We start from the raw sequence: 14,119 nt of genomic DNA on the forward strand, positions 1-14,119 counted from the left end.
TCGTGAATCCCGCGCTCACCGACTACCTCGTCCCCGTCCACGCCGGCATCGGCAGCACCGACGCCGTCTCCAACGCGGTCTTCCACCCCACCGGCCGCCGGACCCGCGAACCGCCACTGGTTCCGGAGCAGCTGCTCGATACGGAGATGATGAGAGAGCTGACAGGGATGGCTCGCCACTCGGATCACCGAAAAGCCGCACGAGAGCGCCTCACTTATGCCCAGGCGAGCCGTTCGAGCAAATGGTCCAGACGGCCATCCCGCTCGTGACGGCGGGCGGTTCCGCCGGCGGCCCGCCGCGTCGGTGCCGGGGTTCAGACGTCCTGGAGGACTGGAACGCGCGGCACCGGGGGATACAAGCACGCCGGTGTACCAGCCGCCCACACACATCCAGTGTCGCCTCATGCCCGCAGTTCCGCAGCACGGCGTATTCCACCGGTCACGGTTCGGCTTCGGAAGACTGATTGCGCCGGGACAGCCGACGTCCGATGGCGTTGACTCCGCTCAGTAGCGCCAGCGCCAGCAGTACGGTCACCAGGCGTGAGGCGAACGGCACGCCTGGCACCGTCAACAGGTGTGCCGATATCAGGAACGCCGCCAACAGCAGCACCCGAATGACGGCGCGGCGGTCGACCACCGCGCGATACCGCAGGCTCTCCGCCCGGGCCGGGTTCTTCCGCGCCGTACCAGGGAAGAGCCGCAACCGGAGCCACCCCAGCCAGCCGCGCCACCCGGCCGTCCCGGTCGCGGTCCTGGCCAGCCACAGGCAGGCCAGCGCCGTCTTCTTCTGGTCGTGGTCCCCCAGGGACCGGAAGCGGATGGTGGCGCGGGCATATGCGGTGACCCTCTCGTGTGGGCGGTCGACGCGTTCGAGCGCGTGCCCCAGCCAGAGCAGCGCCTCACCCTCGTCCCAGGCCGCCTCCTTGTCCCCGGCCGCGGTCAGTTCGCCGAGCGCGGCCACGGCCTGCGTCAGTGTGTCCACCGCTTCCGCGTAGCGCCCATCCTTAAACAACGCTCTGCCGAGGGACAGCAGGGGGGAGTCCGCACCCTCGCCCCGCGCGCGGTACAGCTCCACAGCCCGCTCCAGGGGTTCGACGGCCTCAGCCCAACGCTGCTCCCCGGACAGCTTCAGCCCGAGCAGAGAGAGCGTGGAGGCAAGCCTGGGCTCGCCGACCTCCTCATACGCGGCGGCGGCCATCCTCCGCGCCTCGAGACACCGCTCCACATCCCCCAGTTCATCCAGGGCATCGGACAGTGTGTTGAGCGCGTCTCCCTCGCGTAGCCGGTCTCCGCATAGGCGGAACAGTTCCAGCGCCTCCTGCGCGGATTCCATGGCCTCGTCCGGCCGTCCGGTGGTGTGGAACAGGTGGCTGATGAAAAACAGCGCCTCCGCTTCACGCGGTACGTCGGCGGCGTCGCGTGCGGCGTCTCGCGCGGCACGCTGGGCTTCGAACGCCTCGTCGGTACGGTCGAGGTCTGCCAGGATCACCCCCATGGCGTGCAGGGCGCGGCTCTCCTGCTGGGCATCACCGGCCACGCGGGCGACTTCCCGGGCCTGTTCGACGACGTCCAGTGCCTCCGTGCTCCGTTGCTGCCCGCGCAGCAGCGTGGCCAAGCCGTGCAGAGCATTGGCCTCCCCACCGCCGTGCCCGATCTCCCGGCAGAGGGCGACGGACTCGGCGTACGCAGCCTCGGCCTCCAGATGGAGGCCCGCATCTGCCAGCGCGTTGGCAAGGCTGCCGAGAGTGACAGCCTGGCCCACGCGGTCGCCGGCGGCGCGCTGCGCGGCGAGGGCCGCGTCGTGAGAGGCGATCGCGTCGTCGAAGCGTCCCATGGCCCGGAGTGTCGAGCCGTAACGGCGCAGCAGGCGGGGGGCGTCGTCCGTGGCGCCGGAACGCCGGTACGCCTCGCGGGCAGCGTCGTGCGCCTCCATGGCTTCGTCGTGCCGGTGCAGGTCCTGCAACGCGCTGGCGGCCGCGCTGAGGGCATGGGCCTCGCCGCCGGGGTCCTCGAGCTCACGGCAGAGCTCCGCCACGCGGAACAGCACGCTCGCTGCCTCCTCGGGCCGGCTCGCGGCGTGCAAGGCGTTACCGAAAACGTCCAGGGCGCCAGCCAGCAGACTGGGGTCGCCGTCCTTCTCCGCGGTGTCGACGGCCGCCGTCGCGACCCGGAGCCAGCTCTCCGAGTCATGCCGTAGGTCGAGGTAGCTGGATAGTGCCACGGCCATGACGACGCACAGCGTGGCCTCCTCGCTGTACTCCGCCAGCCAGACCGTGGTCACGAGGTTGTCACGCTCCTCGTCGAGCCAGGCCAGAGCCGCCCGAGGGCTGTCGAAGCGCGGGGCGGCCCCAGGCGTGGCGGTGGGCGCCCAGGAAGCAGTAGCCAGCGCCCCCAAGAGGGGGGAAACGCCCTGCGAGGTCAGGCGGGAATGGGCCTCCGTCGCGGTCCACAGGTAGTGCAGGGTCAGTCGCGGCAGCGCCTGTCGGTCGTGGTGTGACGCGCGCTCCGCCACGCGGCGTTCGTCCGCGTAGTCGGCGATCAGGTCGTGCATGCTCCACCGGTCGCCGTCCGGGCCGGTGTTGCGGAGCAGGTTGGCCCGCGCCAGCGCGCGCAGCAGTCGCCTTGTCTCCTCCTCGGTGGTGTCCAGGGCGCGGGCCGCCGTCTCGGTGGAGATGCTGTCGTAGACGGACAGCCACAGCAGCCGGAACGCCCGGGCCTGGTCGGCGGGCAGCATGGCGTACGAGAGGTCGATGGCGGCTCGTACGCCCCGGGCTTCGCGTTCCAGACCGTCCAACGGACGGACGGCCTCCCGCAGTTCACCGGCGAAGGAGGCGAGGGTGCGCTCCGGGGTGTCGGCCAGCACGGTGGCGACGATCTGCAGGGCCAGGGGCAGATGCCCGCAGAGCTCGGCGATTCGTGCGGCCTCCTCGGGCTCCTCCTCCACGCGCCCGTATCCCGGTCCCCTCTTGCGGGTCAGTTCCTCCCGGAGGAGGTCCAGCGAAGCCTCGGAGGTCAGGGGGTCCAGATCGTTCAGGGTGACGTTGGTCAGGTCCGAGAGCGTATGGCGGGAGGTGACGAGGACCGGAATGCGCGGGTCTCCGGGCAGAAGCGGCAGGACCTGGTCGGCGGATGCGGCGTTGTCGACGACGACGAGGACGCGACGGTTCCGGTCGGCGTATGCAGTCAGCGCCGACCGGTAGATGCGAGCGAGGTCCTGCACGTCGTCGGGGAGGTGGTCGGCGGACACCCCGAGCGCGGCAAGGAAGGAGCGCAGCACCCGGTGAGTCGTCAGCAGGCCGCCGACTTCTGACAAGCGGTAGCCCTGCAGGTCGACAAAGAGCACCCCGCCCGGGAACCAGCCCTCCTCGCGGCAGGCCCGATCCGCGGCCTGCAGGACGAGTTCGGTCTTGCCGACGCCGGGCAGCCCGGCGACGGCAACCACCACGGCGTCGGCCCGCTCCGGTCGCGGGGCCAGGGCGGCCATGAGCCGTTCCAGCGCGTCGGCGCGCCCGGCGAAGGTCCCGGAGCGGGGCGGCAGGCCGTTCAACGCCGGGGTGATGGCACGCGGCAGGTGCAGGACGATGTTCTCGCCGAGAATCACCGGGGCGAGATAGGTGCCGCCGCTGATCTCGAAGTGGGCCCCGGCACTTCGCCCGACGGCGGCATCGATGCCATCGGGCCGCTGCGTCATCGTACGGGCCCTGCCGGCGCCGGTCCGGGGTCCGTGCCGTCGTCCCCTTCCTCTTCCTGCGGAGAGTGCGTGCGGTCTCGTGCGCCTTCGGAGGAGGGCGACGCCGGGCCGATATTGAAGGTCGTGCCGTGGATGTACTCGGCGATCTGGACCGGTGAGTGAAACGTTCCGCCGCTGATCTCGAAGCGGTTGCGCGCACCGGGGCGTTCCTGCTGCGACTCGGCGACGAGCTCCTGGAGTTCCGCGGCAACGACTTCCCGCTCGTCGTCCGGCAGCGAGCTGAGCAGCATTTCGAAGCGTGCCTGCCAGGCACGTCCATGGCCTGCTCGCAACGCGCCGATCTCCTCCGCGTCCGCGTCGGCCAGTTCGGCAGCCGTACGATCCAGCCGGGACAAAGTGCGCCGCTCCGCTTCAACGCCGCCGCGTCCGACAAGCCGCGCCAGCCTGACCCGAACCTGCGTCCACGCGTCCGTACCGGCCGCCTGTACCACCGCGGTGCCTCCGGCAGCCGCCAGTGCCACCAGGGCTTCCGACATGCTCTCCCCCTTCTGCCAGGGTACTCGCCTCTGCTGGTCCGCCCCAGGAACACTGGATCACAAAGCCCGGAGAACTTCGATGCTTCCCAAGGCGATCTCCTATCAATCCAGGTGTCGGCAGTTCAGTGTCAGCGTTGCCCGTGCGATCGGCCCGGAACCCGGCCTTGCTGCCGCTCCTCACAGGTCAGTCCTCCACACGCGCTGACGCCGGTGCCCGCCAGCGCTCGGCCTGCCGGTGCCTCCCACGCTCCGCGAGGTACCTGGCGAGCGGGTCCATGGCACGGGTGTCGCCGGCCTCCGCCGCCCGTCGCCACCAGTGTTCCTTCTGGCGCTTCAGCGTGCGATGGTGCCGAGTTTCACGATGGCGCCCGTGTGCCCGAGCTCCGCCGCCCGTCGCCACCACGGAACGGCCCGGGCGGAGAGACGGGACTTGCTGAGGAACAGGTCACCGAGCTCCGCCATACCCTCCGGGCTGCCAGCCTCGGCGCTCTGCCGCAGCAGGCTCTCGGCCACTTCCTGGAGAACACCGTTCTTGCCACGGAGACCCTGTCGGGCACGGACATCCCGGCCGGCGCCTTCCCCCTGGAGCCCGGCTCCGGGCCGGCAGGCGAGTTGGCTCCTGCTCTCAACGACGACCCGGGGCACCATCCGACACCCCTCGCCCCATAGGTTCCAGGGGATCCATGGGGGAGACGAGGTCCAGCAAACCCTTTGGGATTCAAAGCCTCCCCCACCTCCAGCGGGCAGCGATGTGCCCGCCGGGGGGCACGAAAAATGCCCTCCAAAACCGCGTTTCCGCAGGTCAGAGGGCATTCCACGGGTGGAGCCTAGGGGAGTCGAACCCCTGACATCTGCCATGCAAAGACAGCGCTCTACCAACTGAGCTAAGGCCCCGGAACGGAGACCAGAGTACCGGGTAACCCCCGGGATCTTCCAAAGGGATGAGGGCTCCCGCTCTCGGACCGCTCTCCGTAGGATGCTCGTCGGGTTCGCAGCAGCGAAGCGACGCCGGGGGAAAGCGATGGGGAGACGCCATATGGACGCAGCACAGCAGGACGCCACCGCGAGAGCCAGGGAACTCCAGCGCAGCTGGTACGGGGAGCCGCTGGGGGCGCTCTTCCGCCGGCTCATAGACGATCTGGGCCTGAACCAGGCCCGCCTCGCCGCGGTGCTCGGACTGTCGGCTCCGATGCTCTCCCAGCTGATGAGCGGACAGCGGGCCAAGATCGGCAATCCGGCCGTGGTCCAGCGTGTCCAGGCCCTGCAGGAGCTGGCCGGCCAGGTCGCCGACGGCAGCGTCAGCGCGGCCGAGGCGACGGACCGGATGGACGAGATCAAGAAGTCCCAGGGCGGCTCCGTGCTCACCGGGACCGGCCAGACCACGACGAGTTCGGGTGCGCCGACGGTCCGCCGCGTGGTGCGGGAGATCCAGTCGCTGCTCCGCTCGGTGGCGGCGGCCGGCGACATCATCGACGCGGCGGACTCGCTCGCCACCACCCATCCGGAACTGGCAGAGTTCCTCCGGGTGTACGGCGCCGGGCGCACCGCGGAGGCGGTCGCCCACTACGAGTCGCACCAGAGCTGATCAGGGCGGGGCGCGTGCGGCCGGGGCACGCGTCGCGGACAGGGGAGGCGCACCGGACGATGCAGGACGCCGGAACAGGGAACCAGGGGCGGGCGCAGCGCGATGGGTGAGGTCTTCGCCGGTCGGTACGAACTGATCGACCCGATCGGACGCGGCGGGGCCGGCGCCGTGTGGCGCGCCTGGGACCATCGGCGGCGGCGCTACGTGGCGGCCAAGGTGCTGCAGCAGAGCGACGCCCACTCGCTCCTGCGCTTCGTCCGCGAGCAGGCGCTGCGCATCGATCACCCCCATGTACTCGCCCCGGCCAGCTGGGCCGCGGACGACGACAAGGTGCTGTTCACCATGGATCTGGTGGGCGGCGGGTCGCTGGCACACCTCATCGGCGACTACGGCCCGCTGCCGCCGCGGTTCGTCTGCGCCCTGCTGGACCAGCTGCTGTCGGGACTGGCGGCGGTGCACGCGGAGGGGGTCGTACACCGGGACATCAAGCCCGCGAACGTCCTGCTCGAGTCCACCGGCACCGGGCGCCCGCATCTGCGGCTGTCGGACTTCGGCATCTCCATGCGGAAGGGGGAGCCGCGCCTCACCGAGACGAACTACGTGGTGGGGACGCCCGGCTACTTCGCGCCGGAGCAGATGCTCGGCGCCGAGCCGGACTTCCCCGCCGACCTGTTCGCCGTGGGGCTTGTGGCCCTGTACCTGCTCCAGGGCCGCAAGCCGGACTCCCGGGCCCTGGTCGAGCATTTCGCCGAGTACGGCACACCGGGCGCTCCTCAGGGCGTTCCGGAGCCGCTGTGGCAGGTCCTCGCCGGTCTGCTCCAGCCTGATCCACAGGCCCGGTTCCGTACCGCGACCGGTGCGCGGAAGTCCCTCGCCTCGGCCGTCGAGCTGCTGCCCGACACCACCGTCGACGACGAGCCGGTCGAAGTCTTCGACCAGTTGGGACCGCTGCCCTCCGGCTTCGGACCCGATGGCCCCGACGGCCCCGACGATGCCGGTGAAGCGGGCGGCCCTGGCGAACGCGGCTCTGGCGGGCCGCGCGCCGACGCGGAACCGGCATCGAAGCCGGCCGGCGCTCACGCCTACCGCACCGGTCGAACCGGTCAGACCAGTCACACGGGTCACACGGGTCAGGCCGGTCAGGCCGGTCAGGCCGGTCAGGCGCTGCGGTCCTGGCACACCGACCCGGGCCGCCCGGAGGCCTCGATCGGCCCGAACGGCCCGAACGGCCCGGACCGCTCGAAGAACTCCGCGGGTCCGGGCAGTCCGGACGGCGGCCCGCACTCCTGGTCAGGCGCGCCCCGGCCGGAGCCTCAGCACAGCGGGCCCGGCAGGCATACCGGCCACGCCGGTCAGTCCGCTCAGGCCGGACAGTCCACCGGGGCTGAACACGGCAGCACTGCCGGGCATGCCGGGTGGACCGGTCAGGCGCTCCAGGGCCTGACCGGCACCCCGGGCCCGCGGCAAGCTCCCCCGCCGTCGCCCTCGGAGACCGGCTCCTTCCGGCTGCCCCCGCCACCACCGCCGGCGCCACCACCGCCGGCGCGCTCCCGGGGGCTGCCGTCCGCCCACCCCGAGTCCTCCCGTGCACCCGGCCCTCCTGACCGGACGGCGGCGCCGCACCCCGCCCAGGCGCCGACGGCCGCCGTCCCGCACCAGCGGCCCCTGACCCGTGAGTACACCGATCAGGGCCCCCGGATCCCGAGTCAGGTGCACTCCCCGGTGCATCAGCCCTCGCCCGCCGTCTCGCCCCCGCCCCCACGCCTGCCCTCGCCCTCGCTTTCCCCCGTGACAAGGAGACGACCGGGGCCTCCCCCGAAGGTGGCGGTCCCGGTGCTGTTCGTCGCGCTGATCTGTTTCGCGGTCGGCATCTGGGCTTTCACCCAGGCGTGAGCACCGTCACCGCGCCCGTCGGAGGGACTCACCGCTCACCGGCAACCGCTCTGAACGGGCCCGGGGCGGGCCGACCGAACACACGGCGGCAGTCGTACTCCGTCTCACCGCGACGGGGGCCGGGCCGTACTCCGTCTCACGGCGACGGGGGCGGCCCGTACCCCGTAGGCGGCGCCTCGCCGGCCTGCCCCGTACCGCCCTCGTGCCCGGGCCCACCGGCGGGACCACACCCATGAGTGTCGCCGTACGGAGCACCCCCGCCCGTCGGGCGCGGACCGGCGGGACCGGCCGCCGGACCCCGGGCGGGCGCCGGAGTGCCCGGCAGGGGGACGCCGTGCCCCGCTCCTGCGTCGGCCGGCGGCACACCCTGCGCCGGCACACCCTGCGCCGGCACACCCCGCGCCGGCGCGGCCACCGCTCGCCGGGCCAGCAGCGTCCAGGCGCCCAGGCCCACGACCAGCAATGCCCCGGTGCCCACGCCGACCAGCCCGACGAGCCGCATCGTGTCGCTCCGCTCGACCTTCTCGCTCTCAAAGACGCCCAGGTCACCGACCGGTTCCGCGTACGGCGGCGCGGCCTCGGCGTCCCCCTCGACGTTGACCCGGAGCGTCACACCGAACCGCTCCTTGCCGAACTTCTCGGCCAGTCGGGGATTCAGGCTGACGGCGAGATAGTAGTCGCCCCTGAGCCGCATGCCCTGGACCTTGTCGGCGCCTGCGAAACGGTTCTCGTAGGCGACCTCCGGCAACGGGTCCAGCGATGCCTGCTTCTGCCGGCCGTCGTACGGCCCCGTACCGTCGTACTCGACCAAGGCCCGCACGGGGTTGTAGAGCCGCATGGTCAGGGCCTCGCTGACGAAGGTGAAGTCCTCGGTGTTCGTACTCCCCAGCGAGGCGGTCGCGAAGATCCGCTGCCCCCAGTCGACCCCGACCCGGTAGAAGTACGTCCGCCCGGCCTCCATCCGGCTGCTCCACTCGCCCTCGGAGATCTCGGCGGCGTCGTTGAAGCCGGTGCCTCCCGCGGTCTCCCGCGCCTCACCGCCGGGCAGCCCGGGCGAGGCGGAGGGCCACGCCGTAGGGGCCTCGGTCGGTCCCGGCTGCCTCAGTCCGGGCTCGGTGACATGGCGGATCTCCAGTTCCCAGGTTCCGGACGCGAAGGCGGGCACGGAGGCAGAGGCAGGGGCGGAGGCAGAGGCAGAGGCAGAGGCGGAGGCGTCCGCCGGCGCTGGGTTCCCGGCCTCGGCCCTCTCCACGAGCACGTTGTACGCACCGGCCTCCTGGCAGGTCGAGCGCCCGCCCCCGATCGTGCGGTGCGCGGCGGCGGCCAGCGGCCTCGCGAACCTGCCCGCCCCCGCCTTCTCGTCCGCACTGCTGCACCTGGTGCCCTGGGCGTCCTGAAGGGTGACCTCGATACCGTCGCTGTATGCGAGTTCGGTGCCCGGCCGGGGAACGGCCACCACTGAGACATAGGCGTTCCGCTCCGCGTCCAGATCGACGCGGAAGTTGAGCTTCCCGCCAGGCCCGATCGACGAGTGGTAGGTCGTCCCGGCCTCCAGCGCCTCGGCGTCGGCACTGCTCTCGGCTCCCTCGACCGACCGGGCACCGACACCGAACCGGTAGGAGTTCGGGTTCGGCTCTTCGGCCGCCTGGGCTGCCGGGGCGGTACTCAGAGCCGCCGCGCCCACCGCCGCCACCACGGCCGGCACCATCCGGGCCCTGCTGCGCTGGCTCATCTCCGTGCTTCCCCCTCTGTCACTGCCGTTCCTGCCGCTGTCGCTACCGTCGCCGCCGTCGCTGCCCGTACTGCCGTTGCCTCCCCGGACGGCATCGTGCCGTACGCCCCGTGCCGCACCGCAGATCCGGGGCGCGGGTCCCCCCAGCCGATCACCCAGGGCCGCTCGCCCACCGCCCGGGACGCCTCTGGTGCCGGTCCATCCTGCCGCGCCGCCCGTCCGCCGTCTTCGCGCGGGCCCGCGTGAACGCCGCTGTCACCCCTGTCCCGGCGTACCCACTCGACCTCACTTACGCCGTCATCTGTTCGCTCAGGTGAATACCGCGCGAGCGAACAGGGGAAGGCGATGCCCGGACGCAGCGATGTGAACAGCACGAAGCCCCGGCCGCCGAGCGGCCGGGGCTCCCTCACTCTCGGACTGTTTGCGGCTCACACACCCGAACCTGCGGGCACGGAGTCGGTCGCCTCCGTCCACAGATCCTGCTCGGCGCGATCCGCCTGGATCTGGCGGTACACGAGGAGCCCGCCGATGGCAGCCAGTGCGACCAGGAGAAGCTTCTTCACCGCGCGACCTCGTCTTTCCTTGACGTAGAAGACCTCTACCGACCGACTATACACACCGATCGATACCGTTCGGTGACCTACGTGCATCCCCGCCGGAGACCTCCGAACGGTCAACTCGCCTTCCCACCACCGGGGATCACCGTCGCAGGTCGGCGACACCCACGCGGACCCCGCCGGTCCGACCCAGGCGCCCTCACCTGGCGCGGTCACAACACGTCGGCGCAGAGGAGCCAGCCTCCCGGCCCGCCCCGGCACACTGGGCGGCTCTGCTCCGCCTGCGCCGCCTGCGCCGCCGCAGCGATGCTGTCGTCCACACCGTCAGTCCGACGAGGGACACGATGATCGTCCCCCCGATGACGACAGGCACGGCTGCGACGAGGAAGAAGCCGAGCAGCAGCTCCCACCACGTCAGCTCATCTGCCATGGATGCTCCCCTCTGTGCCGTGTACGCCGTGACGTGTGCAGAGAGGGTTCAGTTCCAGGGGCGTGCGTGGATCGGTCGCGACCGGAACGGCCGGAGCCGCCCGCACAGCATCGGCCTACCCCGCCCCACCCCCCTCGCGCCCCACCCACCACCAGCACGCATCACCAAGCCCCCTGTCTGGTCCTCCGGGACCGGGCAGGGGGCGCTTTCGTGCGTCCGGGGTCAGGCGTCGGGGCGCCGGTTGTACGCCTCCAAGGTGGCCTTGGTCGTCGACGCGTCCTGGAAGACCAACTCCCACGGCCCGCTGTTCACGTCGAACTCCTTGCCGAAGCCAACCCACTTGCCGGTCATGCGCCGACCGGTCGGCTCAACGAGCAGCTGGATCGCACCGTGGTACCGGGCCCCCCGGTAGTAGCCGTCGGTCGCGGTCTGCTCCGTCCACGTCCCAGTGGCGACGTGCCCGTCGACCCTGCCCGCGCTGCCGCAAGGCGGGCACACGATGAGCCCGATGTGGGACGACCAGCCGGTGCACGCCGCCGGCATCTGCGCCGCGTGCGGACTGCACACCGACAACGGAGTCGTCACCTGGGTACCCCGCATGTCAGCCGCGGACCTGCGGCTCATCGTGCACGCCGACCCCGACGCCTGCCCGCCACCCCAAGATCTCAGCCCACTGTCACTGCGGCGGCTCTAGCAGCGGGCCGGGCACCACCATCCACCACGGGAGGACTCCCATGACCCAGACCGCGCGCGCCTTACTGACTGACGCGCAGTTCAACGACGTCCGCGCCACGATCCTCGACCACAACCCCGGCATGGCGCCCGACCTCGCCGGCCGCATCCTCGTCGACGCCCTCGCATTCCTCGCCACCGCGGCGAGCAGCCCGGGCCAGGCCCTCGTTCCGTCCCGCGTCGTCGACGAGGGCTGGCACGCGCTCATCCTCCACACGTCCGTGTACTACGGACTGTGCTCGCGGCTCGGGAGCTTCGTGCACCACCTGCCCGAGCGGCCCGACCCCGGCCGCCACGACGAAGCCGTCATCGAGCGGACCATCGCGCGCATCGAAGCAGCCGGCTTCACCGTCGACCGCGACCTGTGGCGCGGACCGGCCGACACCCTCGTCTCCGTGGCCGCCGAGTGCCAGCACTCCGACGACTCCGGGCCGATCGTGACCATCCCCAAGCCCAAGGGCTGACGGGCCCCTAGGCTGCGGCACGGAAGGGAGCAATCATGCCCGAGTGGATCGATCCCCGGTACGCCCAGCTGGTCGCCGCGTGGAAGCGCGCGCAGCGGCCGAGTTCACGAGACCCGGAGGAGCGCCCCCGGCGCGCCTTCGTCGTGCCACAGCGCTAACGAGACCGCCGCCGGGCACCCCGCCGGTGCAGGCGGCCCGTCCCCGACCGGCCAGCTGCCCCGGTCAGCCTCCCCCGTCCTGCTCGGAGGCTGACCGGGGCTCGCTGCGTAGGAGGTCCGATGATCGCGTGATCCGGTGATCTTGGTGAGAAGTCCCTACCCGGCCGGGCAAAGCGTGTGATCTTGAAGGTCTCGGTAAACCCGCCGAAGGGCCGGCCTGGCCGGGCGACCTGCGGCGCGGGTTGCTCACACGAGTCTCCCGCTCGCGAGGGCGGTGAGAGGCGGCCGCGGTGTGATTGGCGTCCACCGCGGCCGTGCAGTGCCTTCGTGATCGGATGATGTCGCCCCGCTCTCTCGGAGGGCGGCGCGGTCTGGTGTGGGCAGCATGACGCCCCCTGCTGCGATATCCGGCAGGCGGCATCTTCCTGGTCGAGGGCCTCCGGAGCACCTCGCCCAGGGCTCTGCTTGCGGTTCTGCGTCAGACGTGCGGCGTGGTCACGCTCGTCTACCCCAAGGGCACTGCACCCGGGGCGATCACTCTTCTACACCCCGTAGCCGATCATCTACAGAACTGCGGTGTTGTGTTCGAGTTAAGTTACGGACCAGTACCGGATTCTCAAGGTCAAGACATGTAGAAGGCCCGGTAGACGATGATCTCTACCGGGCCTCTGACCTGCGGGTAAGTCTGGTGGGGCTAACAGGATTTGAACCTGTGGCCTCATCCTTATCAGGGCCTAGGTCAGAACTATAGTCGCCGCTGGTCAGGGAAATGCCTGGTCAAGACGCATCTACAGGCTTCTACACCCTGCAACATCACGCTACCCCTACCCGGCTTGCGGCCGTTTCGGACTCGTTCCGGACTCGCACGGACTCCCCCCTCACCATCCTGAGCTGGGCCTGACCGGGGTCCGCACCCTCCAGCGCAGCGAGCACCTGACCCGCGTAGTCCGCCGACGCGTGCGTGTAGAGCCACGTCACCTCACCCGCCCGCTCGTGCCCGAGGATCTCCTGCGCGATGGCCTCCGGCACCCCGAGCGCATGCAAACGCGATGCAAAGGTGTGCCGCTGATCATGGAAGTCCGGCCACCAGTCCGTCCGCTGCTTCTCCTCCTTCTTTATGCGCCCCGACTCCGGATCCTCGACGTCCTCCACCCACCTCTTGACGACCTTCCGGGCCACCCCGGCCTTGTCGATCGCGTCGACCCACCGGCGCCGCAGACTGCTCCGGCGCAGCGGGGCCCGGTACCGCTCGCCCCCGCCGGCCTTCTTCGTGCCCCGGCGGACAGCGTTCCTGCCGTGGAAGACGAGCTCCTCGGTGAGCAGCCCGTCATCCGGCTCGGAGACCGCCCGGCTCGCGTCCGGCTCGCCATCCCACAGCTCGCGCAGCAGCTGCACCGCGGTCTCCGTCAGCGGCACGGTCCGCAGACCCGCATCCGACTTCGGATAGGCCTTCCTCTTCACGTGCCCGCGCGGCTCGATCAGGACCTCCCGGACCTGGATCCTCCGGGAGACCAGGTCCACACGGCACCAGCGGAGGCCGGCGAGCTCGCCGAACCGGAGACCGGTCTCCTCAGCGAGCTGCTGCACCGGGCGCAGGTACTCGGGAAGCTGCTCACGCACGAGGGCGAGCTGGTCGCTGGTCGGCGGCCGCCGGTCGTCCGGATGCCTGCCCCTCGAGGACGGCAACTTGATCCCGTCGCACGGGTTGAAGGGGATCCGCCGGTCGTGCTTCGCCGCGGTCAGCATCTTGTCGAGGATCTGGAAGGCCTTCGTCACCGAGCTGGCCGCGAGTGGGCCACCGTTGCCATCCCAGATCGAGTTGACCCAGGTTTGGACGTCGAGCCAGGTGATATCCACCAGGCGCACGGTCCCGAACCGGCGCTCAACGTGGTTGCGCCACGACCGGCCGTCACGGTCGATGGTGTTCTCCTCCAGCTGCGCGGTCTGCGACTGCCACCAGAGGCTGTGCCACATCGTCAGCGTGACCTCACCGCGGGCGGGGTCGGTCCACTGCCGCTCGCGGACCTCGACGCGGAACCGGTCGAGGAAGGCGTCGGCCTCTTCCTTTGTGGTGAAGTTCTTCCCTCGCTCGCGCTTGTCCGGCGGCATGTATCGCGCCTGCCATCTGCCGAAGCATTCCTTGGTTCGCGGTCGATCGCCCGGGTATCTGGCCAGGCAGAGCTTGCAGCCGCAGCGCTTGCTCCGGATCTGGCGGGGGTTGGCGGTAGTGCTCCTACGGCCCACGTGCGTGTCCTTGATCAGAGAGTGGTGGCGTCGGCGGCCGCGGGCTCCTCGCCTGGAAGGCGGACAGGTTCGCCGCAGTGGCAGATGAGGCCGGCGCC

General features: G+C 71.0%; 12 protein-coding genes, 1 tRNA gene and 1 pseudogene. 5 read left to right on the plus strand and 9 right to left on the minus strand.

Annotated elements, in window-relative coordinates:
• Window positions 1-438: 438 nt before the first annotated feature.
• The 4 genes from SCWH03_RS13330 to SCWH03_RS13345 all read right to left on the minus strand — a co-directional run bounded on the left by SCWH03_RS13330 (window position 439) and on the right by SCWH03_RS13345 (window position 5,120).
• Entirely contained in the window at window positions 439-3,690 is a 3,252-nt protein-coding gene (locus tag SCWH03_RS13330) for a tetratricopeptide repeat protein (RefSeq protein WP_173264404.1), read from the minus strand.
• Window positions 3,687-4,226 carry a hypothetical protein gene (locus SCWH03_RS13335; RefSeq protein WP_173264406.1) on the minus strand — a complete coding sequence of 180 codons (540 nt, stop codon included), beginning with the start codon at window positions 4,224-4,226 and terminating at the stop codon, window positions 3,687-3,689. The genes SCWH03_RS13330 and SCWH03_RS13335 overlap by 4 nt, the downstream gene beginning before the upstream one ends.
• Window positions 4,227-4,559: 333 nt before the next feature.
• Window positions 4,560-4,739: an SEL1-like repeat protein gene (locus tag SCWH03_RS13340; protein WP_173264408.1), complete on the minus strand. Its 180-nt coding sequence runs from the start codon at window positions 4,737-4,739 to the stop codon at window positions 4,560-4,562.
• Window positions 4,740-5,047: 308 nt separating this feature from the next.
• Window positions 5,048-5,120: transfer RNA gene (locus SCWH03_RS13345), tRNA-Ala, on the minus strand.
• A 142-nt stretch (window positions 5,121-5,262) separates the two neighbouring features.
• On the opposite strand from SCWH03_RS13345, the gene SCWH03_RS13350 reads away from it, so the two are divergent.
• The gene (locus SCWH03_RS13350; RefSeq protein WP_173264410.1) at window positions 5,263-5,811 is read left to right on the plus strand and encodes a helix-turn-helix domain-containing protein; all 549 of its coding nucleotides are present in this window, start codon (window positions 5,263-5,265) and stop codon (window positions 5,809-5,811) included.
• 102 nt (window positions 5,812-5,913) lie between these two features.
• Window positions 5,914-7,704, plus strand: coding sequence for a serine/threonine-protein kinase (locus SCWH03_RS13355; protein ID WP_173264411.1), 1,791 nt, complete (start codon window positions 5,914-5,916; stop codon window positions 7,702-7,704).
• Window positions 7,705-7,840: 136 nt separating this feature from the next.
• On the opposite strand, the gene SCWH03_RS13360 is transcribed toward SCWH03_RS13355, so the two are convergent.
• The 4 genes and pseudogenes from SCWH03_RS13360 to SCWH03_RS13375 all read right to left on the minus strand — a co-directional run.
• Entirely contained in the window at window positions 7,841-9,436 is a 1,596-nt protein-coding gene (locus SCWH03_RS13360; RefSeq protein ID WP_254076738.1) for a hypothetical protein, read from the minus strand.
• Window positions 9,437-9,864: 428 nt separating this feature from the next.
• Entirely contained in the window at window positions 9,865-9,999 is a 135-nt protein-coding gene (locus SCWH03_RS28590) for a DLW-39 family protein (RefSeq protein WP_003958712.1), read from the minus strand.
• A 193-nt stretch (window positions 10,000-10,192) separates the two neighbouring features.
• The gene (locus SCWH03_RS13370; protein WP_173264200.1) at window positions 10,193-10,423 is read right to left on the minus strand and encodes a hypothetical protein; all 231 of its coding nucleotides are present in this window, start codon (window positions 10,421-10,423) and stop codon (window positions 10,193-10,195) included.
• A gap of 222 nt (window positions 10,424-10,645) precedes the next feature.
• Window positions 10,646-10,891 (minus strand): annotated as a pseudogene (locus tag SCWH03_RS13375) (XRE family transcriptional regulator); the annotation flags it as partial.
• Between the two features lie 31 nt (window positions 10,892-10,922).
• Between SCWH03_RS13375 and SCWH03_RS13380 the strand changes: the two are divergent.
• The 3 genes from SCWH03_RS13380 to SCWH03_RS29615 are packed head-to-tail and all read left to right on the plus strand — an operon-like array spanning window position 10,923 to window position 11,777.
• A complete protein-coding gene (locus SCWH03_RS13380; protein ID WP_173264415.1) occupies window positions 10,923-11,117 on the plus strand; it encodes a hypothetical protein in 195 nt (64 codons plus the stop codon).
• 40 nt (window positions 11,118-11,157) lie between these two features.
• Window positions 11,158-11,619, plus strand: a complete 462-nt coding sequence (locus SCWH03_RS13385; RefSeq protein WP_173264416.1) for a glycine-rich domain-containing protein — start codon at window positions 11,158-11,160, stop codon at window positions 11,617-11,619.
• 35 nt (window positions 11,620-11,654) lie between these two features.
• Window positions 11,655-11,777, plus strand: coding sequence for a hypothetical protein (locus tag SCWH03_RS29615; RefSeq protein WP_272491062.1), 123 nt, complete (start codon window positions 11,655-11,657; stop codon window positions 11,775-11,777).
• An 813-nt stretch (window positions 11,778-12,590) separates the two neighbouring features.
• On the opposite strand, the gene SCWH03_RS13390 is transcribed toward SCWH03_RS29615, so the two are convergent.
• Entirely contained in the window at window positions 12,591-13,886 is a 1,296-nt protein-coding gene (locus SCWH03_RS13390; RefSeq protein WP_173264417.1) for a site-specific integrase, read from the minus strand.
• Window positions 13,887-14,119: the final 233 nt, after the last annotated feature.

The sequence above is a fragment of the Streptomyces pacificus genome (assembly GCF_011766325.1).
In the GTDB taxonomy this organism is placed as follows: Bacteria; Actinomycetota; Actinomycetes; order Streptomycetales; family Streptomycetaceae; genus Streptomyces; species Streptomyces pacificus.